We start from the raw sequence: 25,897 nt of genomic DNA, 5'->3' as shown, positions 1-25,897 counted from the left end.
CGTGCGGCCAAGTGGTTGAAAGACATGTGGCACGAGCAGGACGAACACGAGCCGCTTCAACTGGACAGCTAGTCAGGAACTTGGCGATAGCGGAAGTGATTGCGAATATGGTCGTTGAAATAGCGACCTTTGACAAACGCCGACCGTAACGCCGCGTAGGTCTCCGGCGGCACCTCCTCGAAATCGTAACGCTTGCCGCTGGCCACGAACCAGACGGACAAGATCCTGCTTGTCGGATCGTATTTGGTTTTCTCTATCGAGGTGGATGGCATGGTGGACCCATCGTTGCAGATCGCTAACGATCGGCCGCGCCTTTTGTTTCGAGACCACTTTAATGCGCCCATGAAGACGGTAGCGACTTTCGATTCGGCGGCGGGCACCTTCACGCTCGAGAAAGACATATGGCGAGGAACATTTCCGATCGCTGACTTGCCGAAGTGGCTGAACTTCTATCGCCAGCAGATGCAGCGGTACCCAGCGCATGCGGCCAACTACGCGCCCGACATGGAAGCGCTTGAAGCGCTAGCCGCCGAGTTGCATGCGCGGCAATAGGCGAAGAAGAAAGTAGCCATCTGCAGCACCGGGTCCCTTCAGTCGCTCTCCGAGTTTGCAAATGCGGCGATGATTGCCTCAAGCGCTACGTTCAACGCACTGGAAAACGTGCGGCCCTTCGGAAATACAAGTCCCTTAAGCGCCATCTGGCAACCCGGCGCGGAATGACGCCCGATAAACACCGGGCGAAATGGGTTGGCGAAGGATTATCCCATGGTCGCCCCAGACGATTGGGCTGTCCGCTCAGCGCTGGCAAAATCGTTGGGAAGGAAGGCCGCTCCGGTCAAAAAGCCCACCGCGAAACTTGGCGGCCGATCAAAGAGGCTGAAGGCGGCGCCCAGGTTCAAGAGCCTGTCCTTCTCGGAACATCCCGCGCTACGCATTGTCTGCTGTTGAAGCTGATTGCCGTCGCGGTTTCTCAAACGCGACACCAGGCACACCTTCCTTTCGGGCCTTGGCAAAAGCTCGGTCGCTTTGGAGGAACTCCGACAGCATGAATGGGATGAGTTCAGCCACCGTTTCCGACTGGCCGTAGGTCTGGCGGTAAAGCGCCGCGTAGTCGTTGAGAGCTTGGCTCAAGGCCGCGCTAACGGTGATGGTGATCTTCGAAGGTGTCCTGTCGGGAAGCTTTCCTAGCTTTAGGCTGGCCATGATTATTCCTCTTCAACCCGTGTATGGCCTGAGCAAGACGTCTCTGTACAAAATCACCCGCAGCGGCCAACCAGGGCGGACCGTGATGGTGGGCTGAATGTTGAGGTTCTTGTCCGTGATGCGCTGGCCAGCTTGACTGACGTTCTGCTGAGTGGATTGCCGGATCGCCTTGACCAGATCGCTTTCGTTCCTCCCGAAACTCAACTCAGTGCCGACGCCCAGCAACGTAGCTACCGCCACTCCCTTGATCAGCTGCCAGGTGTGCAAATCCACCTTGTCCTCCAGCCCCGCATAGCCGGCAGTGTCTGTCGCGGGTAGATTGTCGATTTTGATCGACGAGCCGTCCGGCATCACAATGCGTTGCCAGACCAGCAGTGCCCGTTTTTGCCCAAAAGCGACCACGCTGTCATAGGTACCGATCAGCCGTGACCCTTGTGGAATGAGCAAGGTGCTGCCGGTGACCGTGTCGTGCACATTCTCGGTGACCTGTGCGACGACAAGGCCGGGCAAATCGGAGTTGATACCCGTAATGAGGCTCGCGGCGATTACGCTACCGGCCATGAGCTGATATCGCGAAACAGGTGTCTGCAGCGCGTGTGGATTGTAGATCCCGCCCGCGTCCTTTTGGTCGATAAAATCGAGTTTGCGCTGTTGGTTGTTTTGGTCGCCCTCGGCTGGTGCAACCGAAGGCGATCCGCGTGTCGCATCGGACTGTGGAAGCGGCTCAAACGACTGCTGGGCACCTCGCCCCTTACCAGCGAGATCTGTCTGGGTAGGTCGATTGTCGATGCGGAAGAGGACTTGCGATTCACGCGCCGAAATCGCCTGCTGGGCAAGGCGCTGCTCCTCGGCGGAGTTATCCTGTCCCGGCGCGATGCCGAGCTGTCGCTGGCGCTCGAGGATGGGACGGCCGAGGTCGCCCGGCAGTGGTGGCCCAAGGACCGGAGCCTTCGGCGTAACCCCAGAATAGTCCTTGGGAAGCGCGTCGATTCCTTCGGCGGTTGGCTTGCGCTCGGTGTTATAGCGGTCTTCCATCTGGCCGTTGATGCGCCAAGCTGGCCCTCGAAGTGCCACCATGGCGACGCCGAATATGGCGCTGGATCCAACAGCGGCGATAGCAATAATCACGCCGCCCCTGAAGCGTACGGCGCGTCTCGGAGAAGCGCGCAGCTGCAGTTGCTCAGGATCCAGCTTCGGCGAAGTATTAGAGCGGTGAGTATCGGTCATGAGCCCTCCCCCTCACCTGCCAAGACGCGGAAAGTGTGACATACGGGGCGATGGTTGTCGGCCGTCTGCCCGCGTGATGCGCACCACCTGCTGCTGCTTAGTGCCTAACCGAAGCTCTGCCGCGGCGAACAGGCGATCGACGATATAGAAGTTGCCGCGCATCCGGTAGTTGACGAGCTGGTTGTTCCCGTCAGCACCGACGATAAAGAGCGGCGGTGCCTCACCCTGATCGATGCGGCGCGGGAATTCGATATAGACTTTGCTGCCATCGTCGAAAGCGCGCGTCGGTCTCCAGGGCGGTGTATCGCCGGTAATCGCGTAGCGGAAGTGAATGTTCTCGAGCGCCACATTCGACGCGACCGGCATGGTCTCCTCGGCTTGAGCGTTGCGTTGGCGAACCGCGACGATCTGATCCTCGCTGTAGGTCCAGGAGATCGCCGCCATTGCGATCTTCTCGGTGCTTTGGAGCTGCAGGTGGTAGGTGCGCCGGTCCGTCGTGATGACAAGGTTGGTAATAAGCCCCGGCGCAAAGGGTTTTACCAACACATGGGTGCGCTGATTGTCACCGGTGCCGCTGACGGTGTCGCCAATGACCCAGCGCACAGTGTCGCCGGCCGACACGGCCGTCAGTTTCTCCCCCGGCTGTAGAGCGATATCGGTGACGCGCTCCGGCGCGGCATAGAGCTGATAGAGCGCGCCATCGGTGAAGGGATAGACCTGCACCGCATTGACATAGCCGTATTTGGTCGGTTGCTGTGTCGCCGCCTTGTTGGCGTCGGCGACGCGTTCTTCAGGGGAGCGTTTGTCCTCGGCGACCTTGCCCGGATCGGGTTGCAACTGGCCGGGTAACGGCAAGGGTTTTGGCACCTCGACGATCCTGACCGGCTTCTCCGGCGGCTTCTCGACTGCGGCCGGCTTGAAGTCCGCATCGTCATAGGAAATCTGAGGCGGCGGCACCGGTTTCGAAGCACAGGCGGAGACAAGGGCTGCTGACGCGGACAGGACCAGCGCGGTACGGAGCGATGAGGCTTTATTTGTCATTGGCGGGCTCCTTCGGGGAAACGGATGCAGGTGCTGCGCTGTCGAGCTCGCGCGACCAGTCGATGGCGTTGACGAAGACGCCGAGCGGATTGTTGCGCAGCTGGTCTGTATTGCTTGGCGGGCGGATCACGATGGTGAGGATCGCGGTCCAGCGCGTCGTGCTGGCCAGGCTGCCGCGCTCAAAGACCTGCTCGGTCCATTTGACCTGGAACGAACTGTCGGAAGCCCTGACCACGCTGGTCACCTGAACCGACACGCTGCGTGTGCCGATCTGGCCGAAGGGGTCGTTCGCCTTGGCGTATTCGTTGAGAAAGAGCGCTGCGCGATCGGTGGCGAAATCGTAAGCCGCCAGCCAATTCTGCCGCACCAGCACCGGATCGGTGGAGATCGAACGGACATTCTGGATGAAGCGGCCGAGATGCCAGGCGATCTGGGCATCGGTGGGTTCGTAGTCTCGGATTGCCGGCGCGACGGCGCGGGCCTCGCCGAACCGGTCGACCTCGACAACATAAGGCACGACACGGCTTTGCATCGACTGCCACAAAAGTCCGCCGGAGAGTCCTGTCGCCAAGGCCAGACAGCCAAGAGCCATCAGCCGCCAGTTGCGCGCCTGTACTCGAGACGAGCCGATGCGCTCGTCCCAGAGCTGGCCGGCCTTCTGATACGGCGTGACCGGCTCGGGTGTCTTGCCGTAACGTTGAACGGGTCGCTTGAACAGCATCTAGTCGTCCTTGTCGTTGAGAGAGGGGTTGGCGCTGCCTCCAGGCCTGTCGCCGTCACGGACGGCCTGCATGGCGGCGTGGCGATGGGCGCGAGCTGTCTGCTCGGACCGCAGGCGCCTTGCCCAGGTCGGCGCGACATTGGGGCCAGCACCGGCAGGGCTTCCGCTCATTGATGCAGTCGGTGCACCGCCCGTGGCAGTCCACGCGGCTTCGCGACCGGCATCCGCGCTGCGTCCGAACGCTCCTGTGGCAGATCGAGCTGTGCGCATCGCGGCGCCGGTGACGGCTCCTGCCAACCCCTGCATTCCAGCAGCCACACCTGACAGGCCGGAGTCAGGCGAGGTTACCCGTCCCAACTGCCACGCCGTGGAAGCGGCCGATCCCATGGTTGTGCCGGCACGGACTGCAGCGAGACCGCCGCCGGTTGCCATGCGCGCCCCGGCAAACGCCGCGCCTCCGGCAACGAGCGCTGATCCCGCGGCTGCCGCCGTGGTCCCGAGCGCGGCGCCTGTGCCAAGCTGCGGAGCGCCGGAGACAAGACCCGAAGCGATGCCGGGACCAAAAATACCGAGCCCGAGCAATGCCAGTGCTCCCAGCACCTGTGACATGGCCGCGGCCAAGTCCGGTTCCTTGCCTTGCAGCGCGGATGCGAATTCGCCAAACAGCGTGGAGCCGATGCCGACAATGACGGCAAGGACCATTACCTTGATGCCCGAGGAAATCACGTTGCCGAGCACGCGCTCGGCCAGAAATGCTGACCGGTTCCAGAGCGCGAAGGGGACCAGAGTGAAACCCGCCAGCGTGGTGAGCTTGAACTCGAGGATGGTGATGAAGAGCTGGATCGACAGAATGAAGAACGCGATGATGACCAGGAACCAAGCCACGAGCAGTACGAAGATGGTGAGCGCGTTGCCAAAGATTTCCGGGAAGCCGAGAAGCTGGCTCGCCTGATCGAGCAGCGGCCAGGCGCCTTCAAAGCCGGTTGCGGCAATACGGCCTGGATGCAGGAGATTGTCGGCCGAGAGATTGCCGGAGGACGCGTCGATGCCTAGGTCGGTAAAGGACCGATAGATGATATCGGCGAGATTCTTGAAGTTGTTCAGGATGAAGGCGAAGACGCCGACATAGAGCACCTTGCGGATGAGCCGGCCGAAAATGTTGGGCTCGCCTGCAAGCGCCCAGGCCAGACCGGCAAGCGTGATGTCGATGCCGATCAGGGTGGTAGTGAGGAAGGCCACATCGCCGGAGAGCAGACCGAACCCGCTGTCGATATAGCGGGTAAAAGTCGCCATGAAGAGATCGATGACGCCGAGGTCATTCATGTCGCCGCCTTCCTCGTCGTGAAGAGTTGATGGTCAATTGCCGGGATAGGCCGTGCCGGTGCCGAGGAAGCGCTTTGTCGTCTGGCGAGCGGCTTCCTCGGACTGCGCCTTGCGGGCAGCATCCTCGGCCTCGGCTCGAAACTGCGTCGCGAGCAGCGTCTGGATCTGCATTTGCTGCTTGGTCGAAAGGGCGATCAGCTGATTGGTGGCCTGGCTTGCCTCGAGCGCACCGGCCGCCCCTTGACTGCGGTTGACGAGATCGGCAAGCAGATCGCCATCGCCGCGCACATTCTCGGTGATCTGCGACTGAACCCCCATGGTCTGGCGGAACGCCTGCATGGCGCTCTGCCAGCGCTCGCGGGCGGCGCTCGCCACATCGCTGGCCTTGATCGTAGCGTCGTAGCTTTCCGGATATTGCTGACGCCATTGGTTCTGAAGCTTATTGAGGTCAAAGCTCAGGCCACTTGCCTGTTCCATCAACCCATCGATGCGCTGGAGCGAACCGGTGAGCTGTCCGACCGAAGAAAAATCCAGATTCTGAAGGTTGCGCGCCATGTTCTGAAGCATGGTCGCCTGGTTCTGAAGCGACTGGATCTGGTTGTTGATCTGCTCCAACGCGCGTGCCGCCGATAACACGTTCTGCGTATAGTTCGACGGATCGAACACGATCAGGGCGTAAGCCGGCCGAACGTAGTCGGCCATCGGTTTGGCGATCAGGGAAACAGTGACGAGGCTGGTGAAAAGGCGGCGTCCCATCATGACGATTGCTCCGTGTCTGGTTGAGGAAACTGCTGGAGAAGCTCGGCGGCCCAATCGAGGCTGCGCGCATTCAGGAAATGAGAGGCAAAGCTGTCCTGCCCGTGCTCGGACAGCACACTGTCGACCAGGGTCTGCGTGGCCGGATCGGAGGCGGCGCAAAGCGCCAGAGTGATGGGACCGAGCGCGAGCTCGAACAGACGGTTGCCGCGGCGCGATTGCAAATAGTATTGCCGCTTCGGCGTGGCGTGGGCGATCAGTTCGATCTGCCGCTCATTGAGACCGAAGCGCTCATAGGCCGCTCTCGCCTGCGGCTCCACCGCACGATCATTGGGAAGAAAAATGCGTTGCGGGCAACTCTCGATAATTGCCGATGCAATCGAAGAGCCCGCGATATCGGCAAGCGACTGTGTGGCGAAGATGACGGAGACGTTCTTCTTGCGCAGCACCTTCAGCCATTCGCGGATCCGGGCGGCAAAGAGCGGGTTGTCGAGATAGACCCACGCCTCGTCGAGCATGAGCAGGGTCGGCCGGCCGTCGAAACGCTCCTCGAGGCGATGGAAAAGATAGGTGAGAACCGGCAGTACAGCGCCCCGGCTGTGCATCAGCTCCTCGGTCTCGAAGCACTGCACATCCGACAAGGCCAGCCGATCGTCATCGGCATCGAGCAGCCGGCCGAACGGACCGTCGAGCGTGTAGGGCATCAACGCGGATTTCAGCGCATTGGACTGGAGCAGGACCGACAGACCAGTCAGCGTGCGTTCCTGGGCCGGCGCAGTAGCTAGGCTGGTGAGTGCCGACCAAATCGCCTCCTTCACCTCAGGCGTGACGGTGACATTCTCATGGGCGATGAGACCTGCGATCCATTCGGCCGCCCAACCGCGGGCCGCCTGATCGTCGATGTTGCGCAGCGGCTGGAAAGCAAGCGCACCGTCCGCGCCGAGCGCGTGGTGCTCTCCACCCATGGCGAATGTCGCCGCGCGCGCCGAATTGCCCTTGTCGAAGACGTAGACCTGCGCGCCGGCATAGCGCCGGAACTGCAAGGCGATCAGCGCAAGCAGCACCGACTTGCCGGCGCCGGTCGGTCCCACGATCAGCATGTGGCCGACATCTTCGACGTGCGTGGAGAGCCGGAATGGTGTCGATCCACCGGTTTCAGCGAAGAGAAGCGGCGGGGCTTCGGCGCGGGTGACTTTGGCCAGATGTTCGTTCTCCGCCGGGCCGGCCCACACTGAGGACAGCGGCATGAGATGGGCAAGGTTCAATGTGTGAACGAGCGGCTGGCGAACATTGGCATAGACATGGCCGGGCAATGAGCCGAGCCATGCCTCCACCGCGTTGACGCTCTCACGGATCGTGGTGAAGCCGAGCCCGTTGACGATGCGCTCGACAGCGCGAAGTTTCTCCGCGGCGGCTTGGCGATCCTCGTCCCATACCGTCACGGTCGTGGTGAGATAGCCGAAGCCGACATGATCCCCGCCCAATGCCTGAAGTGCTTCGTCGGCATCGAGCGCCTTGTTGTCGGCATCGCTGTCGACCAACGGAACCGGCTCGTTGGTCACGACTTCGCGCAGGATCGCGACGATCGATTTGCGCTTGGCAAACCATTGGCGCCTCAACCGAGTCAGCGTCTTCGTGGCTTCCGTCTTGTCGAGCGGAATGAAACGCGTCACCCAGCGATAGGCAAAATCCAGATGATTGAGCGCGTCGAGTAGCCCGGGCCGGGTGAGGTTCGGGAAGCCGAGGATGGTAAGGGTACGCAGATGCTGCTCACCCAGCATCGGCTCCAAGCCGCCGGTAAGTGGAGCATCGACCAGGACGCCGTCGAGATAGATCGGCGTTTCTGGAACGGCGACGGAATAGCGGCGGGTTGAAATTGTGCCGTGCAGATAAGTCAGCGTCTCGGCATCGTCGAGCACGCGCACTTCAGGCATGAAGCCCGACAGAAGATCCAGGACACGGTCGGTCTCGTCACCGAACCGCGCCAGCTCCTGGCGCCAGTTTCGCTCGCCGTCCGAATGATGAGAGTCGACAAGCGCGCTTTCCGCCCGCGCCTGGCTGTCCGGCGGCGGCATGAACAGCAAGGTCAGGTGATAGCGACTCTCAAAATGCGCAACCTTGCCCTCGAAGGCCGCACGCCGTTCTTCGTCGACCAGCCATGAGGCGGCATCGGGAAAACGTGATTGCGGATAGCCAAGCGCTTCGACGCGCTCCGCTTCGAAGAAGAGTGCCCAGCCGGAGCCAAGGCGTCTAAGCGCGTTGTTGGCCCGGGCGCAGATGCCCACGAGCTCGGCTTCCGTCGCGCTTTCGAGATCCGGACCGCGGAACCGCAACGTCCGCTGAAAGCTGCCGTCTTTGTTGAGCACGATGCCGGGCGCGACGAGTGCTGCCCAAGGCAGATGATCGGCAAGCCGGTCGGCCTTGCCGCGATATTCTGAAAGGTTCAGCATGCAAGCCATCCCTTCAGACGAAGATGACGGACAAGCACGGCGGCGAAGTCAGGATCGCGTCTTGCGGCAAAGACTGCGAGCGTGTGGCCGGCGATCCAAAGCACCAGTCCGGCGATCCACTGCTGCAAGCCAAGCCCGATTGCCGCGGCCACCGTGCCGTTGAGGATCGCCACCGCTCTCGGCGCACCGCCTAATAAGATCGGCTCGGTCAGTGCCCGGTGGACGGGAACTTCGAAGCCCTCGACGTGCTGCTCGCCCGCGACCATCAGACGAGCGCTCCGCCGCCGAAGGAGAAGAAAGAGAGAAAGAAGCTCGATGCCGCAAAGGCGATCGACAGGCCGAAGACGATCTGGATCAGCCGGCGAAACCCGCCTGCAGTGTCCCCGAAGGCAAGCGTCAAACCGGTGGTGATGATGATGATCACTGCGACGATCTTGGCGACCGGCCCCTGCACCGATTCCAGGATCTGCTGCAGCGGCTGTTCCCAGGGCATGCCGGAGCCTGCCGCGTAAGCCGGCGCGACAAGAAGAAACGCGAGCGCGGTGGACGAAAGAAAGCGAAGCTTCTTGCGCATGAAATGACCTTTCAAAGCTGCTGGAGTTGCGGAATCGTGAGCGGGGTGATGGCGTAGTCGCCACTGCCGTCGAGACCGGTAACCTCGGCGATCGCATCAATGCGGCGCGAGGATCCGCGCCCGGCGATGAAGACGACCAGGTCGACAGCATCGGCGATGAGCCGACGCGGAACGGTGGCAACGGCTTCCTGGGCGAGTTGCTCGATGCGGTAGAGAGCGGAGCGCGCTGAATTGGCGTGAACGGTGGCGATGCCGCCAGGGTGCCCGGTGTTCCAGGCCTTCAGCATGTCGAGGGCTTCCGCGCCCCTCACTTCGCCGACGATGATGCGGTCGGGCCGGAGCCGGAGCGTCGAGCGCACGAGATCGGCCAGTGTGACCGAACCCCGCCTGGTTCTCAGGGCAACGCAGTCCTGCGCCGCGCATCGCAGTTCGCGCGTGTCCTCGATCAAGATCACCCGCTCGTCGCATTCGGCGACTTCGGCCAGCAGTGCGTTGGCAAGTGTCGTCTTGCCCGACGACGTTCCGCCAGCGACCAGAATGTTGCGCCGCTCGCGCACAGCCTTCTTCAGCGCATCGGCCTGGAGTGGCAACATGATGCGGTCGGCGACATAGTTGGCCAGCGTGTAGAGTTTTGCCGCTGGCTTACGGATCGCGAAGCATGGCCCCAACACCACCGGCGGCAGCAGACCCTCGAAGCGTTCGCCCGATGGCAGCTCGGCGCTGACGATCGGATTATCCGCGTGTGCCTCCGCACGTACATGAGAGGCGACCAGGCGGATGATCCGTTCCGCTTCCGACGGGTGCATGTGCACGCCGGTTTCAACGCGACCTTCTCCCAGCCGGTCGAGCCGAAGCGCGCCGTCCGGATTGACCATCACTTCGATGACCAATGGATCGGCCAGCGCCTCGGTGATCGCCGGCCCCATGGCGGTGCGCAGCATACTGCGACGGCGATGGTCGGCTTCGGGATGAGAGCTCATGCTTCGCCTCCCATGCCTTTGTCTTTGCCAAGCGAGCGCTTACCCGAAGCGATCTGCCGGCCGACCTGCTCGACGAATTTGTCGAACCGCTCCTGGGCAACAGCCTGTGTCGCCCTGTCCGGGACCGGCGTGTGGGCATGAAGCGTGATCGAAAAGCGGATGAAAAGCGCCAGGCTCTCCAGGATCATCTCGCCATCACGCCTGACGTGGGCGAGGTCGCGCGAAAGACGATCGAGCCTGACGCCGTAGCGCCGATCGAGCTCAGTCTCGCCCTGCCGCTCGATGAAGGCTTCTACCGCCTTCGCCACAACGGCGGATTTCGTGGTCGATGGATCGCGGCTGAGATTGTCCAGCTTCTCGCTCAACTCGGGTCCGAGCAGAAACTGATGGCGAATGCGATGGGACTTCATGCGGCTTGTTCTCGACAGGCCGGCGTTGCGCCGGCGACTGGAACAAGCATCGGTCAGACGCCCGAAATCGCTTATCGCCGTTATCTACGCTGAGCTGCGCTCTGCCTCAGAGCAGGCCTCAGAAGCCGGGGACGATGTCCTTGTCGTCGCCCCTGCCCTCATTGATGCCGTAGGCACGTGTCGCGGTGGAAATTCGGTCTATGACACGCTTGTCGGCGAGTGCTTCGCTATCATCGTCGACGGGCTTGAACAGATCTTCCTGGTCGGGCTCGTGGGCGACGACGGCCTGTTCTTCCGGCAAACCAGGATGACGCTGCTGCTGAACGCCGCCCTCGTCGTCAGTTGCCGCTCCGACACTTTCGTCGTCGACAGCTAGACGGCAGTCAACGCTGCGCAGCTGTCCAGTCCAATCGTCCGGACGCGCGGCAGGGCAGTCGCAGTAGGAACCGTCGTGCAGGACCGGCGAAGGCAGTACTCGCTCGGTGAAATTCTGATCCTCGTAATAGCGCAGCTTCTTCGCACGGATCGGCGGCAACCCAGAAACCAACACCAGTTCGTCTGATGGCGGCAGCTGCATCACCTCGCCGGGCGTCAGCAGCGGGCGAGCGGTCTCCTGGCGGCTGACCATGACATGCGAAAGCCAGGGCGCCAGCCGATGGCCGGCATAGTTGCGCATGGATCTGAGTTCCGTGGCAGTGCCAAGCGCATCAGAGATACGTTTGGCCGTGCGCTCGTCATTGGATGAGAAGGCAATGCGCACGTGGCAGTTGTCGAGAATGGCGTTGTTCTCGCCATAAGCTTTGGATATCTGATTCAAAGATTGCGCGATCAGGTAGGCGCGAATGCCGTATCCCGCCATGAAGGCGAGCGCAGTCTCGAAAAAGTCCAGCCGACCGAGCGCCGGAAATTCGTCGAGCATCATGAGCAGTTGATGCCTGCGGCTCTTCTTTGGATCGCCCTCGAGGCGCTCAGTGAGCCGCCGGCCGATTTGATTCAGCACCAGTCGCACCAGCGGTTTGGTGCGCGAGATGTCTGACGGCGGCACAACCAGGTAGAGCGACACAGGTCGCTGGGCATCCATGAGGTCAGCAATACGCCAGTCGCAGACCGACGTTGCCGCGGCCACGGTTGGATCGCGATAGAGACCGAGAAACGACATAGCGGTCGAGAGAACACCCGAACGCTCGTTCTCAGACTTGTTCAGCACCTCACGCGCCGCGGAAGCCACGACGGGATGGACCAGAGGCTTGTTTGCGGCTCCAAGATGGTTCGTCGTCATCATGCGCTGCAGCGTTGCGGCAAAAGAACGTTGCGGATCCGACAGAAAGTTGGCGACGCGTGCGAGCGTCTTTTCCTCCTCGGCGTAGAGCACATGGAGGATGGCGCCGACCAAGAGTGAATGACTAGTCTTTTCCCAATGATTTCGCCTTTCCAGGGCACCTTCCGGATCGACCAAGATGTCGGCGATGTTCTGGACATCGCGAACCTCGTCCGAGCCCTTGCGGACTTCCAGCAATGGATTATAGCGCGCCGACCTTGGATCGGTCGGATTGAACAAAAGACAGTATGAGAACTTCGATCGCCACCCGGAGGTCAGCTGCCAATTCTCGCCTTTGATGTCATGAATGACAGCTGAACCAGTCCAGGAAAGGAGCGTTGGGACAACCAAGCCAACGCCCTTGCCTGAGCGTGTCGGGGCAAAGGCCATGACGTGTTCCGGGCCACTATGGCGCAGATATCGGTCCTCCAGCTTGCCGAGGAAAACGCCGGTCGGTCGAAATAGCCCTGCCTTCGCAATCTCCTGCGTCTTGGCCCACCGTGAAGAGCCATAAGTGGTGACCAGCCCGCACTGTCGTGCGCGCCAGAGCGAACCGGCGATTGCGGCCGCACAGCCCAAGAACCCGCTGGCACCGGCAAGCGCACCTGCCTGGTCAAAGACCTCGGGCGCGTAGGCGTCGAAATGGAACCACCATTCGAACAGTCGCCATGGCTTGTAAATCGGCCAGCCAGCCGCCACGAACCATGGCGCTCCAAGTTGCTCTTGATAGTCCAGCGTGTGGGCGCACCATTGGGTCGCGGTCCACATGCCAAGAATGACAATGGCAAATACGAGAGCAATCTGGCCGACGAGTAGTTTCGTAGGCGTCATGTGCTTTCTCCGTTTGGAAAATGTATCAAGCATCGCGCCTGCCAGCGGTAACTGGAATACTCCTCACGTACGATCGAGCCCAATGGAAGAGGACATTGACGCTGGATCCGTTGCGTGGCCCTAAGTTGGTTGTCGTAGTGACCCCTTTTTCGAACAGTTCAGAGCGCCTCATCCTGAACGACGCCTCTCGTTCGATCGCCGTCTTCGCCGTCGCCCTCCCCGACCAAGCCGATGTATCCCCGGCCAAATGCTTCTACTTCGACAGCAGGCCGGCGTCTTCGAGCGCCTCGAGTCCGGCAGCTGGCGCGGCGTGTCGAGCCCGAACTGCGATAGACAAGTTCTCGTCGTCACATAGGTGTAGGGCGCGCCCGGCTGCGGACTGCGCGGCCCGGCGGCGATCAGATCCTGCGCGCGCAACACGCCGATCAGGTCTTGCGTACCTTCTTGCCGAAGAAGCACGACGCTGGGGTGATCGGCTGGAAAGCACATCAGCCGAGAGCCACGGGCGACAGCTCTTTTCTGCCCTGCCCCGCGGCCGAGCCGAACGCACCCTGAAATGACGTCGGCAAAGACCTTTTTGCTCCGGTGCAGCTAGACGCGCGATCTTTCGTCGACTCGTTCTTGCTAACGCGCGGGCGAACCACAGGTGTCTGTCGGGCATACCGGCATCGGTAAGCTGGCTGCGCCGAGTGGTCGGAACCGGCTTGTCCATGCGTTCCGTGCGGTACACTGGAGACGGCGAGGGCGATTCACTCGAGCCTTAAAGAACCGATTGACGCGAATCTAGTGGCCCTTTGTCCGCCATCCAGAGGCGCACGTCCTGGATTGACCGCATAAGCACGGATGGGTTGTCACGCGAAGCGATGAAGCCCCAGCTCTGCCAGTAGCGCTCCGCTTCGGCGTCAATCGCCCGGACAACGACTGCGCGGCCGCCGACGATATCGGCCCCGGCGATGCAGCGCTGCAGGGCATCCTTCACGAGGCCGCTGCCGATGCCCTGCCCAGCATAGCGATGATCGACGGCAAGCTGTCCAATCAGGAGGCAGGGGATGGGGTCAGGTGGCCGCCCGGTGCGGATCGCCCGAGGCGCGCTGTTCGGCTGGATCACGCCTGGCGCAAGACCATAATACCCGACAACGTCCCCGTCCTCGTGAACGACCAGAACGCGGGTGAAACCTCGCTGCTGGTTGGTACGGGCAAAGCCGGAGAGCCACGCGTTCAGCGCCGGCTTGCCGCAGTCGAAAGCGTCAAGCCGATGCGTGTTGCCGAGCAGTTCAATGCCGGAAAGCGCCACCTAGCGTTTCCAGGGTGCTGCCCGTCGCAGCCGTTCGGCCACCTTCGGCGGCGGAGCGGCCGCCGGGGCGGAAATTGCCTGCATGAAGGCGTCATAGGCGTCGGGCGAGAGGCGGATGACGGTCTCGTTGAGGATCGCCGCCTGCGCCTCGTGCAATGCGGCGCGGCGCATGAATTCGGTGCGCGACAAGCCGAGCAGTTCCGCGCCACGATCGATGATCGTCAGATCATCGTCGCGGAATCGCATCGAGACAGGTGTTTCCTTTCTCGGGACTGTGGTGGCCATATCTCGCTCCTGTGCTGCAACTGTATATACGGCACCGTAACGCAGACTGCAATACTGCTCTAAGTGGAGGCAGTTCACAATCTAGCCTTCGCGGCGAATAGCTCGTACTTATTTCTCCGGCACTTCCCGACCCCACGGAGTCACACCATGCAGTGGTCCTACCCGATCCTCCGTGTCGGCGGCACCGAGATCCGCATCCACCTGACCTTCCTGCTGCTGCTTGCCTGGATCGGTATCGCCTATTTCCAGGAGGGTGGAACGTCGGCTGCGATCGAGGGCGTCTGCTTCATCGGCGCCGTGTTCGCCTGCGTGGTATTGCATGAGCTCGGCCATGCCGCTGCCGCTAGTCGCTACGGCATCCGAACTCCAAAGATCACGCTCTTGCCGATCGGCGGCGTCGCGGAGCTGGAGCGCCTACCCGAGAAGCCGTCGGAAGAGATCGTCGTGGCGCTCGCCGGCCCGTTGGTCAATGTCGTCATTGCCGCTTTCCTCGTCGTCGCGCTCGGGACCGCCGTCGGTATCGACGCGCTGATGTCAATGGATAACCCGCATGTCGCGTTCGTGGCTCGCCTCGCTGCCGTCAACATATGGCTGGTCCTGTTCAACCTCATTCCGGCCTTTCCGATGGATGGCGGACGTGTGCTGCGGGCCTTGCTCGCCACGCGCTACAACCGCCAGCGCGCGACGGAGATTGCGGGGACCGTTGGTCAGTTCGCCGCCTTCGCCTTCGGCTTCATCGGTCTCGTCGCCGGCAACGTGCTGCTCATATTCGTTGCCATCTTCGTCTACCTCGCCGCCACTGCGGAAACGCAGGCGATGGGGCTCGAGGCAGCGGCGCGTGCCGTTAACGTCCGCGACGTCATGATCAGCCGGTTCGAAAGCCTGCCGGCGACCGCGACCCTCGACGAGGCAGCACAGGGCCTGTTGCGCACGACGCAACACGAGTTCCCGATCGTCGATGCTGCCGGCGTGCTGCGCGGTGTGCTGACGCGGGAGGGGCTCGTCACCGGCCTGCAGCAGCACGGCGGTCAGACTCCTGTGATCGAGGCAATGGCGGCAAATATCCCGGTGGTGCGCGACCATGATAAGCTCATCAGGGCGCTCGAACACCTGAAGAGTGGAGCCGCACCTGCCGTCGGTGTGGTGGATGGCAAGGGCCGTTTGGTCGGCTATATCATCATCGAAAACATCGGCGAGCTCATGCTGCTGCGCAGCGCCGTCGCAAGCTGACAGATCCCGGTCGAGGAAACCGTCTTTCCGCCAGTTCCAGACTGCCCTTTATGCGACTTTCGAAGCACAAAAAGCGAACATGTCCGTTTCAATATCCCTAGGTCCGTTCTGCGGCTCCGGCGAGCACTGTTAAGGGATAGGCCCTTCTGGCCCGATAATGCTCGATGAGCCCCCAGGGTGACGAGAACGCCCGCTCCGGATCCAGAATTTTGGCCTAATTTAGCTCTTCCGAAACGAAGAACGGGGACGGTATAGTCTCGTTTTCCTTTGCCGCCGACACAATGGCTCAAGAAGTAGATCCCATCATCATTGTGCCTGAGGATCCACAAACGGACACAGTCAGGGTTCCGGTGCTGAAGGTGTTCGACGGCGACGGGTTTCTAACTCGGGTCAGGGTTTCCGAGGTGACAGGAAACCCTAAGGATCAAGCCGAGATCGAGGTAACCGCAAGATTCGGATTCATCGATGCTCCGGAGATGGAACAGCCCGGCGGCCGCGAAGCCAAGGATTTCCTCACCGACCTGATCGGCGGCAAGTGGGTCGAACTTGCTATCTTGATGAAGATGAATACCGGGCGGCCAGTAGACACGTACGGCCGTGTCGTCTGCGTTCCCTATCTGACGCTGGATTACGCCGCCGGCGAGTTCAGAACACCGTCGTCACGCCCTCATGTCATAACAACGTTTGGGGCGCCCTTCCGCGTGACGAGAAACATCGAGCTAGAGATGGTCGTCAATGGCTGGGCTTGGGTTCTGGAGCGATACGGACCCGATCAGCGTTACCTCGATGCCCTCGAAGAGGCCAGACGCGCAAAGCGAGGCATATGGGCCTTCAAGGACAACATCCATCCTTGGGAATTCAAGAAACAGAAATATCGCAGCAAGGCGCCAAAGCCCTCATGCCCGACAGAAAACTGTGGCGGCCACCTCGTTAGAAAGAGGGGCAGGTTCGGCGAATTTCTGGGCTGCTCCGAATATCCTCGGTGCAGGTATTCTTGTTCGGTGGCCGGCTGACCGTCCGACCACGCCAACTACCCCTCAATATAGGGCATCCACCCGGAAAAATGCCAATGATGATGAGGTCTCGATGAAGGGAACATGTGACGAGCGGAGCCTTTCGCCCTTCTCATCTAGGCTCGCCTTAGGTTCAGGTCGCGCACCGGCACGAAGGCCCGGTTGGTTTCTGCTGCACGCCGGTCCTTGTGGCGCAATACCTCGGTTAGGCTCACGCGGCCATCCAGCACTTCATAAAGATCGAGGCCATCAACGCAGATCAGATTGGTCTGGCGGCCGCGCGCAAACGCTTCAAGCCCCTCCGCGGTAAAGCCGGAATTGCTCACAAACAGGCCGCGCGACCAGGATGCTTTTCCTCCAACCTTGCCAGAGAATGTCATCAGGTCGGCGAAGCCGATCTGCGGTCCGTGCCACTTTGCCTCGACAAGGTAGGTTTGCCCATCCAGTCGAAAACTCCCGTCAATTTGCTCGCCAACGAGCCGGAACGAGCCGCGCGGCGCCAACTCGAAGGCGCCGAAGAGTTCACTAAGGAAGCCCTCGAAACGCAGGCCGCGCTCTTGGGGATTTAGACGACCGATTTCGATTAGGAGTGAAGCGAGCACCTTGCTCCGCTCTACGCTGAGGGGGCCCGATTGCGGCTCGCGCCGTACCTCTGATGTGCCGCTCAGACTCTCAAGGAACGCGCGATCCAGCAGTTCGGGAATTTTGAACGAGACGCCCGGGAGCACGCTATTCAGCCGTTCGATCTCGGCACGGGTCAACGGATTGCCTTTGCCACGGCGATAGGTCATCGCTTGGCGCACAATCGACATGATCAGCTTCGTGAACAGGTGACGGCGTCGCTCTAGAGTAGCGGTGAGGAGTTGAACGATCGCCGGACGCTTGCTGCCGGGAACCCACAAGTCGCCGACGCCGGCCTGCGCGGCTGCCAGTGGAAACGCCGTGCGATTGTTTCCGCTTCCCGGCAAGAAGTCATAGAGGAGGTCTGCAAGATCTTCGATGGCCTGCGCCTCAGGAAAGCCCAGCATCGACTTACTCCCGCGAAGATACGACCGTTAACTCCGGCCGACGTTTCGGCGTGGGAGGACGGCCGGATCCGTTGAGACCGGTAAGGGCGAGACCGAAGACGAGCTCATCGACGTCCTCGGCATGCACATTCAGGGCGCAAGCAATATCGTGCTTCCCGATTCCGTCTTCCCGCAACGCTGCGAAGACCTTTTGAAGGATTTGCGAGACCTCCCGCGGCCCTTCGGCAGGCTCGGTCTTGCGATATCCGCGCGAGGCGATCTCAATGTAGAGTTTGCGGTAATGCCAATCTGTCAGCAAACCAAGCTTGTGCAGACGATATGTGATGGCAGCGAGCGAAACGCCCCAGATTTTCTTCAGTCGGATAAGATTGTCGATGGTCGGGAAACGAGGCGCGTGTGCACGAACGCTCGCTGCCGGCATTAGGAATGCCGAGGCGAAGGAATTGGCGTCCTGCTCCGCCTCTTGACCATTCGGCGCAGCATGGCGGTGCAGTACGAGATGTCCAAGCTCATGCGCCGCGTCGAAACGCCCATGCTCAGCGGACTTCAAAGTGTTGAGGAACACGAACGGACGATCCTGCCGCCACATAGAAAATGCATCGACCTCAACGGCGTCGATGGCGAGCGAGTAGACCCGCACGCCCTTCGCTTCCAAAAGGTGAACCATGTTCTTGATCGGCAGTTCGCCGAGGCCCCAAGCTCGCCGCACAGCTTCTGCGGCGCCCTCAGGACTGCCGTCACGCCCAAGATCGGGAACATCGGCGTGAGGAAGATCGAAACGCCCTTCGATCCATTCGTTGAGTAGCAACGCAATCGCGCCGCTCCCGAGCGCTGTGTCCCGCTGTGAGGCGGTCATCTTCGACATCGATCGGAAGCTGGCGGTATCGAATGCGGGCTCCTCGAGATCGTCGCCGAAAAAGAAGTTCTCGGGAAACTTAAGCACGCGCGCGATTCGGGTCAGCTTGTCCGCTTCCGGAGCGAATTCCCCGGTCTCATACGCGGAGACTGACCGCAGATCGACGCCCAGTGAGACGGCGAGCTTCGTTTTCGTTAAGCCACGGCGGCGCCGCGCCCATGTCAATCGAGACGAGTTAAAAATCTCGATGGTGCTCATGCCTTTCGCTTCACGTCGATATCCAGATCGGGCCCCTCCGGTGCGATAACCTCGATAATATCTCCATCGAGCGGGATCGAAGACAGGATCAACCGCTCTTTCCAGCGACTGATCCTGCCATCGGGCGACATCTCGAGAGGCAAGGACAATTCGCAGCGAATTTCGTCGTGTGCACGGTGGAGGAGTAAGAACCAGGTCAGCGGTCCATCGTCATCTGATGACGGAAGTTCCGGCACCGGCAAATCGAGTTCCAACTGGATTTGATTGACCGAGATCGCATCAGCTGTGCTGACGCCTTTGGGGGCCTTGTTGCTCGGGCTGGTATCAGGCCGGCCGGTTCCGGCGTCGCCGGTGGCAACACTGATTGCCATCGCGCCGTCGGGGCTGATCACAAGTGCATAGTTGCGCTCATCTGATCGCACCCAGCCCAAGGGCATAGTCGTCTCGCGCAATGCCGCCACCGCCTCCATCCAAGCTGCGATGCCGATTCCGAACGGCGGGTGGTTCGCCGTGAATCCACTCCAGGCTACATGCCAGCGGCGCGCAGCGTGCAGTAGGTTTTCTTCCGTCAGGCCGAGCCCCTGAAGACGCCCAATCACCTGATCGGGCTGCGACAGAACTAGCGGGGAAGGTGTCGTCATCGAATCCTCGAATCGCCCAAAGTTCCGCTTTTTCTGCCTCAGATGAGGGAGAAAAACAAGAAGTGCCCGCCGATTTCCATCACTATCACGACGAAGGCTCGCAAATGGGAGGATCAAGTCGTGTCTTGTGCGTCAACGCCTTCAAAACAGTCGGGGATCGAGTGAGAAGGGTTCCTGGCCAACGATTCGGACGTCGGCCGCAGCCGGATGGCTGTGATTTATTAACACATTTACGTCCGGTGAATTAGCTACCGGCACAATGGCCGAAGGTACGCGTAACAACAGGGTGGAGCGTCCCCCATGCCATTCGTCTCCCCTGTCTTGACTCCAGGCCTCGTGACGACGCCAGTTCGGCGGCAAATCCGGGAGTCTAATGTCCTTTATCGCTACCGAATCTGGCAGCTCATACGTGACCATGACAAGTTCCGGCAGGAGCGCCGGGTCCTCGACATGAACGAGCTTCTCGAGAACGCAGAGTGCAGGAGACGTCGCGCAGTAAGTGACCGCATGGCCGACAGTGTTCCAGCGTCCGTCAAAGTGAAGACCATAGCCGCCGTCGAGTGCCTGAGCATACTGTTTGCCCGACAAACGCCAGAGGAACATCAGGCAGCGGCGCCCCAAGCGATCTTGCCGAGGATGGTCTCGATGACACGCGCGCCGGCTTCGGTTTGCGCCACCACGAGCGGCGTCTCACCGCCGAGTTCGAGGAGCGGCCGACGAAGCCAGCGGTTCGCTTTCTCCTGATCAGCGAAGGTCTGCTCGGCCAGAGATTGGACTCGCAAGAGCCGGACAGCGCGATCCGACTCATCCACGGTCAATGGCTGCTGCTTGTCCGCGCGGTGACGGCGGGTGCGCTGCGGGATCACAAATGTCTCAATTTCCTGCTCGGACATTCCGGCCTGGCTAAGCCCCCGAAGGGCAGAGAGCGGTAGCCTATTGCGCACGGCCAAGGCCAGGTCGGCTTGCGAACGCACGACCCGGCCAAGCACGCTCTGGCCGCCGAGCTTTCGTGCGACTTCCTCGACGATAGCGATCGACATGACAGCCTCCTTGCTGCAAATGGCAACTTGCCATAAATATAGACGGCAGATTGCCGTTGATCAAGGACGGCGGGCGGTCAGGAGGTACCGAAAGCATGCTCGGGACGGTCGGCATATTGGCGTATGGATCGCTGATCGGCGATCCTGGTGACGAAATCGAGCCTTTCATCACCTCGCGCATTGCCAGTCAAACGCCATTTCCCGTGGAGTTCGCGCGGCAGAGTCGAACAAGAAAAGGGGCGCCAACGCTGGTCCCTAGCGAACTCGGCTGCCCGGTAAAAGCCGAGATACTCGTGGTCGAGCTCGATGCCAAAGAGGCGGCCGACCGCCTTTACCGAAGGGAACTACACGAAGTTGGATCGACCAAAAGCTATGCGCCACCAAAGCAGCCGACGCCCAACAGTATCATCATCGAGAGCCTAACGAATTTCGAAGGCATCGCGACGGTAATCTATACCCGAATCGGCGCGACCATTCTCCATCCGACAGCGACGAGCCTTGCCGAGATGGCCGTAGCCAGCGCCAGAGGGCTGAGCGATGGGACCGACGGCATCTCTTACCTCGATGATGCCGTCAAGGCCGGCGTGGAAACCCTGCTGACAAAAGACTATGTCGCCGAGATCCTGCGCCTGACTGGAGGGAATGATCTTAGGGATGCGAGCGCATACGAGATGGCCGGTATCAGGTGCAGCCGTGACCGTCAGTGACGTGCTTGATTTGGGGCGGATCGAGATTACGACGATCGGGCTGGGCGGACGAATATCCGATGCTGCATAATTACCCGCCGCCAATGCCTCTTCTTAATCGCTGGCTCCGAGGGGCCGCGCAGATGAACGGAAACTATGGACACCTGCTGTTCGAACAGGCGGTCGCAAATGACAACACTGTCGTCGAGGAGTTGCGCCCGTATTTCGAGTCCGCTCACCTCGACGCCCGGGAAGTCTTTCATCGTGCCGCCAGAATCGACCTCCATCCAGACGCGGATGGCCCAGGCGCGGATGCACAGTATCCGAGCTGCCTCCCAGCGACCGCGAAAAAAGGACTGTTCGGTGAGGTAATGGCCGGTCTGATGACCCAAGCTTATCGGTTCATCGGCGGCCACCAATGGACGATTCCTATCTTCCTGTTCCGGTACCATGCCGAAGTGGAGGCCTACATATTTGATCTGGCTCGCGACCCGGCTCGCGTTCGCGAGGTTTCCGGACGTCATGGGAATGACTTCATTGCGCTTGGAATTGATCCGGTCAGTGGTGAGGTCGTACGGTTCATTGCCGGGGAGGCGAAGTGGCGCGCTGCGCTCACGCCGAGTGCCATGAACGACATGATGCTTGGCAGCTGGACTGGCCCGGCAGGGGCGAGAGTGCGAAGCAACGACGGCGTTTGGAATGAAATGAACCGTGGCCTCCCGGCGCCACAAGGCCTTGAGCAAATGCACCGACTACTTTGCGAAAAGGCGCGCGATGAGTATGCAGAAGCGATCGTGTCTCTCGATCGGGCCCTGCTGATCGGGGCAGCACCTCTTCCTCGAACCGATCTGGTCTTCGTCGCCGGCAATCGGGCAGCGCGGAGAGGCGCGGGCCAAGCCTATCTTCCGGTGGCGGCGCCGCCGCCGGAATATACCGCTGGGCGGCCACTGCAGGTCGTCGAGCTGGTGCTTGAGGGCGGCGTCGAGCTCATCGAGCAAATCTATCGGTCTCTATGGAATAATCGATGATGGCTCGGCTCGACGAACAGCGTCGCGAACTGGCGATGAATATCCGCCTTGGCCGGGCCGCCGAAAACGAGCTGACGCCGGCACAGGCGCGTCTGTTCGTTCGAAGTCTGCAGAACTCTTGGCACGTGCCAACTATCGGGTGGGCCCAGAGCGAGTCACATGAGCAGTTCGACGATGCTCGTCGGCTGCTACATGCCGCAGGGATCTTCCGGGAGATAGAGGGACAAGGCTCAGTGGACGCGCTCGGATGCTACCGACGTGCCGCCGAGTTACTCGAATGGCTGGCACGATCGTCTGACTCAGTCACCCGCGACGTGCCCGTCGGGTTGCTTGCTGCCGGCGCCTATCAGTTGGCTGGCCTGCCCGCGATGGCGACAAGTCTGCTGCGTCAGGGGGGGTACGGTCGGGGTGTTGCAGAAATCTTCGCTGCGTTTTTGAGTACCGACTTTGACCGTCTGCTCGAGCGTTCTGCCGCATTCTGGAGAGACAACCCCGCGCTTACGGGGCGGGACGGCTCGGGCCCGCTCCTTGTAGCGGAGGACGAGGCGGACATTGAGAGCGACGAACCGGCCGAGGACGGCGTCGAGGTTGCTCGCGCGCCAGACGATCGGGACGCGGGCGCACCCGCGCCCCCCGCGAGCAAGATTGGCTGGTATGTCGTGGTCGAATTGGTGCGCGCTGTCGGTCTGATTGGCGACAGTCTCCGCAGAGGCAATAGTTCCCGGATCGAGCATGCGGCGAACAAACTGTCGGGCCTGAGCGCATTGGCGACACGCCTCGCCAGCGACGAATTATGGATACTGATCAATCTGATCGAGGCGACCGCAAAGCGGTATTCCGACAACAGCCTTCATGGCCGCGTCTCGCGACTGACGGCAAACGTACCGGGACTGCAAGCGCGGATGTGGAGGTTCGCGCGTGAGCAGTATGCTCGCGGTCGAGGTGTGTTGTGGACGTCGCAGATTCAAGGTCTCGAACGCCTCATCACGAGCAACAGCTTTGCACTCTGCACTCCGACCGGTTCAGGCAAGACTCTGGTTGCCAATCTGGCCCTCGTGAAGGAACTCCTTTTGGTTGACACACAACCAGGGGCCGCACCACTTGCGCTTTACCTAGTTCCCTCACGTGCGCTGGCGAGCGAGGTGGAAGCAAAGCTGACGGCAGAGTTGGGTAGCGACCTGATTGTGACAGGGCTCTACGGCGGTGCCGACTGGGGGATCACCGACTACTGGCTCACCGCTGACCGTCCAGTGGTACTGATCGCCACGGTCGAGAAGGCCGAGGCGTTGATGCGCTATGTGGGTCACCTGCTGGTCCAGCGGCTGCGACTGCTCATCCTTGACGAGGCACATCAGGTCGTCAGCGAGAATGACGCCAACGCGCAGGAGGCGCTCGCCGCCCACACCAGCCGAGCGATGCGACTGGAGGCAATGGTATCGCGACTATTCTCGGTGAAGCCGGGAATGGCGCGAATAGCCTTGACCGCGGTCGCTGGCGGCGCGGCGGGTCCCGTTGCTCGATGGATAGAGGGGCGTGCAGACGCCATGCCGGTTGGCTTGGGTTATCGCAGCAGCCGGCAGCTGATTGGCGGCCTGCGGGTAAATCCACGACGCGCGCCTGAAGCCGTCCTCGATATCGTGAATGGTCAGCCGCTCTATGTCCGAGGACGAGACGCGCCAGTCTACCTTCCGCTACGCCTCCCAGCCATGCCGCTTCCTGCAGCCGGTATTCGGAACAGCTTGCCGCACTACAACGAGTTGTATGTTTTGTGGACGGCGCTGCACCTGCTTGAGGGAAACCGGCGCGTTTTGATTTCGGTCGCTCAATCGCCGGAGCGCTTGATGAAACGCTATGTTGAGGCGTTTGACCTTCCCGGATGGCAAACTGTCCCGCCCTTCGTCCCGCCGATCGACGCCGAGGGGCAGGCGCGCTTTGAGGAAGCCCGTGCAGCTTGCATCGATTATTGTGGCCAGCAGTCGTTCGAACTCCGCCTGCTCGATCGCGGCATCGCGACGAGTCATGGTCAGATGCCACAGCGCCTGCGGCGGCTGATGACCGACCTTATCGATCGCAGGATCTGTCCGGTCACGATCGCCACGGCAACGCTGACGGAAGGAGTAAATCTGCCATTCGACATCATATTCCTGACCAGCCTGGAGCGTCGCAGCTACGACGCCCAAGCTCGTCAGCCGATCGTAGTGCCAATGTCGACTGCTGAGTTCCGCAACTTGGCGGGCCGTGCGGGTCGGCCGGGCGCAGCGGAGTCGATCGAGGGCATGACGCTGGTGGCGCTCCCGGAAGCTGTCTCGACCACCGCGCGCGGCCAGCGCAGAGAGCAATCGCGTCAAATCCGGCGAGCAGAGGCCGACTATAACAATCTGCTCGGCCGACTTCAGGCGGAGCAAGCGGCCGGTCCTGTGCACAGTCCGCTTGTCGTACTCCTGCGCTCCATCTGGCAAAAGGCTGCGGCGCAATCCGGACTTCGAACGGAAGAACAGTTTCTCTCCTGGCTGGAAGCGACACTGCCTGAAGGCGCCGGCGCCAATCTCGGCGTCGCATCGCGCATTCCGGCGGATCAGCTCGGCGACAGTCTTGACGAGCTGGACGGGTTCCTGCTCAGCGCGATCGAAGAACTCGCTCGGGCGGACCAGCAGGTTTTGGATGGGGCGCGAACCGAGGCGCTGTTGCAGGACCTGTGGCAACGAACATTCGCCCGCGTTGCCGCTGCCGAAGAGGCTTGGTTGGAACGAAGCTTCGTGAGGCGGGGACGGGCCTTTGTTGAGCGGCTCTACCCAAACACGGAGCAGCGTCAACGGCTGTACCAGTACGGCTTCACGCCTTATATCGGACGGCGCTTCGAACTTGTGGCACCTCAGCTGATCGCCGAGCTGCAAGGAGCAGTCGAGTATGGCGCGTGGCCAACAGAACAAAAATTCGCACTTTTCATCCGTCTCGGAGAGCGCGTCCGGGCGGAGCCCGGGATTGGCTTCCGCGTGCGAGACACCGTCAACGATCAAGCTTCGCTTGCGAATTGGCGCGGCATCATGGGCTGGTGGATGCAGCTACCCAGCTCTCAAGCCCCGGAGGCCGAGCGCTTACGCTCCTGGCAACGCTTTGTCGCTGACAACATCGAGTTTAAGCTGGGAGTTGCAGTTGGTGCAGCGGTGGCACGAGCCTGGGGCGAGAATGCGGCCGGTCTAGAAACGCCCACTCTCGATACATGGCGAGCGACGACCCGCTTGCCGTGGGTAGGTTTTTGGTTCCGCGAACTTCTGCGCTGGGGCACGCTCGATCCCTTCGTCGCATTCGCTCTCGCACAAGGGATAGCGCAGACCCGCGAGGAGGCGGCGGCGAGACGTTTGGCATTCGAAGCATGGCTCGCACAAGAAGGCTACGATCGTGGCGCTGAGACGCTGATCGATCCGCAACGGTTCCTTGAATGGCAAAGGACGCTCGTGAGGCAAGGAGATGCTGCAGAGGCCGTACGGGGAAGCGCAGCCCGGCTCACGGCAACGGACGGTCGGCGCGGGTCCTATGATGTGCGCCCTGTAGTCCGCGACGACGGCATCGAATGGATTGACGCCGCCGGCTATTCAGTTGCCCGAACGCAATACTCAGAAGCGCTACTGACGGCTCGCCCAGAGCGGCATGATTTCAGATTAAACGTTTGGCCGGCGCCAGAAGTGACTAGGACCTACTAAAAT

The 25,897-nt window shown here is 61.2% G+C and carries 26 protein-coding genes and 2 pseudogenes; 7 read left to right on the top strand and 21 right to left on the bottom strand.

Annotated features, from left to right (window positions below; all coding sequences use genetic code 11):
• Window positions 1-68: 68 nt before the first annotated feature.
• Window positions 69-272, bottom strand: a complete 204-nt coding sequence (locus tag QAZ22_RS14490; RefSeq protein WP_278207448.1) for a KTSC domain-containing protein — start codon at window positions 270-272, stop codon at window positions 69-71.
• Here QAZ22_RS14490 and QAZ22_RS14485 point away from each other — a divergent pair.
• Both QAZ22_RS14485 and QAZ22_RS14480 read left to right on the top strand, forming a co-directional pair.
• Window positions 193-552, top strand: a complete 360-nt coding sequence (locus tag QAZ22_RS14485; RefSeq protein WP_278208018.1) for a hypothetical protein — start codon at window positions 193-195, stop codon at window positions 550-552. The two genes, QAZ22_RS14490 and QAZ22_RS14485, sit on opposite strands and share 80 nt — an antisense overlap.
• 122 nt (window positions 553-674) lie before the next feature.
• A pseudogene (locus QAZ22_RS14480) lies at window positions 675-948 on the top strand (MucR family transcriptional regulator); the annotation flags it as partial.
• On the opposite strand, the gene QAZ22_RS14475 reads toward QAZ22_RS14480, so the two are convergent.
• The 15 genes and pseudogenes from QAZ22_RS14475 to QAZ22_RS14405 all read right to left on the bottom strand — a co-directional run bounded on the left by QAZ22_RS14475 (window position 928) and on the right by QAZ22_RS14405 (window position 14,413).
• Window positions 928-1,203 (bottom strand): DUF2274 domain-containing protein, encoded by a 276-nt coding sequence (locus QAZ22_RS14475; RefSeq protein ID WP_278074752.1) that lies wholly within the window; start codon window positions 1,201-1,203, stop codon window positions 928-930. The pseudogene QAZ22_RS14480 and the gene QAZ22_RS14475 overlap by 21 nt on opposite strands.
• Window positions 1,204-1,215: 12 nt before the next feature.
• Window positions 1,216-2,430, bottom strand: coding sequence for a TrbI/VirB10 family protein (locus QAZ22_RS14470; protein ID WP_278074753.1), 1,215 nt, complete (start codon window positions 2,428-2,430; stop codon window positions 1,216-1,218).
• 12 nt (window positions 2,431-2,442) lie between these two features.
• A complete protein-coding gene (gene trbG, locus QAZ22_RS14465) occupies window positions 2,443-3,471 on the bottom strand; it encodes a P-type conjugative transfer protein TrbG (RefSeq protein ID WP_278207446.1) in 1,029 nt (342 codons plus the stop codon).
• Complete coding sequence (gene trbF / locus QAZ22_RS14460; RefSeq protein ID WP_278207445.1) at window positions 3,461-4,192, bottom strand: conjugal transfer protein TrbF; 732 nt, start codon at window positions 4,190-4,192, stop codon at window positions 3,461-3,463. The genes trbG and trbF overlap by 11 nt, the downstream gene beginning before the upstream one ends.
• Window positions 4,193-5,515 (bottom strand): P-type conjugative transfer protein TrbL, encoded by a 1,323-nt coding sequence (gene trbL, locus QAZ22_RS14455; RefSeq protein ID WP_278207443.1) that lies wholly within the window; start codon window positions 5,513-5,515, stop codon window positions 4,193-4,195.
• 33 nt (window positions 5,516-5,548) lie between these two features.
• The gene (gene trbJ, locus QAZ22_RS14450) at window positions 5,549-6,274 is read right to left on the bottom strand and encodes a P-type conjugative transfer protein TrbJ (protein ID WP_278207441.1); all 726 of its coding nucleotides are present in this window, start codon (window positions 6,272-6,274) and stop codon (window positions 5,549-5,551) included.
• Window positions 6,271-8,721: a conjugal transfer protein TrbE gene (trbE, locus tag QAZ22_RS14445; RefSeq protein WP_278207440.1), complete on the bottom strand. Its 2,451-nt coding sequence runs from the start codon at window positions 8,719-8,721 to the stop codon at window positions 6,271-6,273. The genes trbJ and trbE overlap by 4 nt, the downstream gene beginning before the upstream one ends.
• Window positions 8,715-8,987 carry a VirB3 family type IV secretion system protein gene (locus QAZ22_RS14440; protein ID WP_278207438.1) on the bottom strand — a complete coding sequence of 91 codons (273 nt, stop codon included), beginning with the start codon at window positions 8,985-8,987 and terminating at the stop codon, window positions 8,715-8,717. Before QAZ22_RS14440 ends, trbE begins: the two co-directional genes overlap by 7 nt.
• Complete coding sequence (locus QAZ22_RS14435) at window positions 8,987-9,295, bottom strand: TrbC/VirB2 family protein (RefSeq protein ID WP_278207436.1); 309 nt, start codon at window positions 9,293-9,295, stop codon at window positions 8,987-8,989. Before QAZ22_RS14435 ends, QAZ22_RS14440 begins: the two co-directional genes overlap by 1 nt.
• An 11-nt stretch (window positions 9,296-9,306) precedes the next feature.
• Complete coding sequence (trbB, locus tag QAZ22_RS14430) at window positions 9,307-10,275, bottom strand: P-type conjugative transfer ATPase TrbB (RefSeq protein ID WP_278207434.1); 969 nt, start codon at window positions 10,273-10,275, stop codon at window positions 9,307-9,309.
• The gene (locus tag QAZ22_RS14425) at window positions 10,272-10,685 is read right to left on the bottom strand and encodes a CopG family transcriptional regulator (RefSeq protein WP_278207433.1); all 414 of its coding nucleotides are present in this window, start codon (window positions 10,683-10,685) and stop codon (window positions 10,272-10,274) included. Before QAZ22_RS14425 ends, trbB begins: the two co-directional genes overlap by 4 nt.
• 118 nt (window positions 10,686-10,803) lie before the next feature.
• A complete protein-coding gene (locus tag QAZ22_RS14420) occupies window positions 10,804-12,834 on the bottom strand; it encodes a conjugal transfer protein TraG (protein WP_278207432.1) in 2,031 nt (676 codons plus the stop codon).
• A gap of 253 nt (window positions 12,835-13,087) precedes the next feature.
• Window positions 13,088-13,422 (bottom strand): annotated as a pseudogene (locus tag QAZ22_RS14415) (segregation and condensation protein B); the annotation flags it as partial.
• A 172-nt stretch (window positions 13,423-13,594) separates the two neighbouring features.
• On the bottom strand, window positions 13,595-14,128 hold the full coding sequence (locus QAZ22_RS14410; protein ID WP_278207430.1) for a GNAT family N-acetyltransferase: 534 nt from the start codon (window positions 14,126-14,128) through the stop codon (window positions 13,595-13,597).
• Window positions 14,129-14,413, bottom strand: coding sequence for a DUF1778 domain-containing protein (locus QAZ22_RS14405; protein WP_278207429.1), 285 nt, complete (start codon window positions 14,411-14,413; stop codon window positions 14,129-14,131).
• Between the two features lie 147 nt (window positions 14,414-14,560).
• Here QAZ22_RS14405 and QAZ22_RS14400 point away from each other — a divergent pair, with 147 nt between their 5' ends.
• Entirely contained in the window at window positions 14,561-15,643 is a 1,083-nt protein-coding gene (locus QAZ22_RS14400) for a site-2 protease family protein (protein WP_278207427.1), read from the top strand.
• Window positions 15,644-15,924: 281 nt separating this feature from the next.
• Window positions 15,925-16,656 (top strand): topoisomerase DNA-binding C4 zinc finger domain-containing protein, encoded by a 732-nt coding sequence (locus tag QAZ22_RS14395; RefSeq protein WP_278207426.1) that lies wholly within the window; start codon window positions 15,925-15,927, stop codon window positions 16,654-16,656.
• A 116-nt stretch (window positions 16,657-16,772) separates the two neighbouring features.
• Here the strand turns inward: QAZ22_RS14395 and QAZ22_RS14390 are convergent, their stop codons facing one another.
• The 5 genes from QAZ22_RS14390 to QAZ22_RS14370 form a co-directional block, all read right to left on the bottom strand.
• The gene (locus QAZ22_RS14390) at window positions 16,773-17,684 is read right to left on the bottom strand and encodes a restriction endonuclease (protein ID WP_278207425.1); all 912 of its coding nucleotides are present in this window, start codon (window positions 17,682-17,684) and stop codon (window positions 16,773-16,775) included.
• A 4-nt stretch (window positions 17,685-17,688) separates the two neighbouring features.
• On the bottom strand, window positions 17,689-18,798 hold the full coding sequence (locus QAZ22_RS14385; protein ID WP_278207423.1) for an XRE family transcriptional regulator: 1,110 nt from the start codon (window positions 18,796-18,798) through the stop codon (window positions 17,689-17,691).
• A complete protein-coding gene (locus tag QAZ22_RS14380) occupies window positions 18,795-19,439 on the bottom strand; it encodes a hypothetical protein (protein WP_278207422.1) in 645 nt (214 codons plus the stop codon). The genes QAZ22_RS14385 and QAZ22_RS14380 overlap by 4 nt, the downstream gene beginning before the upstream one ends.
• A 141-nt stretch (window positions 19,440-19,580) precedes the next feature.
• On the bottom strand, window positions 19,581-20,042 hold the full coding sequence (locus QAZ22_RS14375) for an RES family NAD+ phosphorylase (RefSeq protein WP_278207421.1): 462 nt from the start codon (window positions 20,040-20,042) through the stop codon (window positions 19,581-19,583).
• Complete coding sequence (locus tag QAZ22_RS14370) at window positions 20,042-20,479, bottom strand: antitoxin Xre/MbcA/ParS toxin-binding domain-containing protein (RefSeq protein ID WP_278207420.1); 438 nt, start codon at window positions 20,477-20,479, stop codon at window positions 20,042-20,044. Before QAZ22_RS14370 ends, QAZ22_RS14375 begins: the two co-directional genes overlap by 1 nt.
• 95 nt (window positions 20,480-20,574) lie before the next feature.
• Between QAZ22_RS14370 and QAZ22_RS14365 the strand changes: the two genes are divergently transcribed.
• From QAZ22_RS14365 to QAZ22_RS14355, 3 genes are all read left to right on the top strand, one after another.
• Window positions 20,575-21,186, top strand: coding sequence for a hypothetical protein (locus QAZ22_RS14365; protein WP_278207419.1), 612 nt, complete (start codon window positions 20,575-20,577; stop codon window positions 21,184-21,186).
• A gap of 122 nt (window positions 21,187-21,308) precedes the next feature.
• Window positions 21,309-22,193 (top strand): aminotransferase, encoded by an 885-nt coding sequence (locus QAZ22_RS14360; protein ID WP_347566944.1) that lies wholly within the window; start codon window positions 21,309-21,311, stop codon window positions 22,191-22,193.
• Entirely contained in the window at window positions 22,190-25,894 is a 3,705-nt protein-coding gene (locus QAZ22_RS14355; protein ID WP_278207417.1) for a DEAD/DEAH box helicase, read from the top strand. Before QAZ22_RS14360 ends, QAZ22_RS14355 begins: the two co-directional genes overlap by 4 nt.
• Window positions 25,895-25,897: the final 3 nt, after the last annotated feature.

Source organism: Mesorhizobium sp. WSM4906, from assembly GCF_029674625.1.
Lineage (GTDB): Bacteria > Pseudomonadota > Alphaproteobacteria > Rhizobiales > Rhizobiaceae > Mesorhizobium.
Note: the sequence above shows the minus strand (reverse complement) of the source record. Positions and strands in the feature narration are given on the sequence as shown.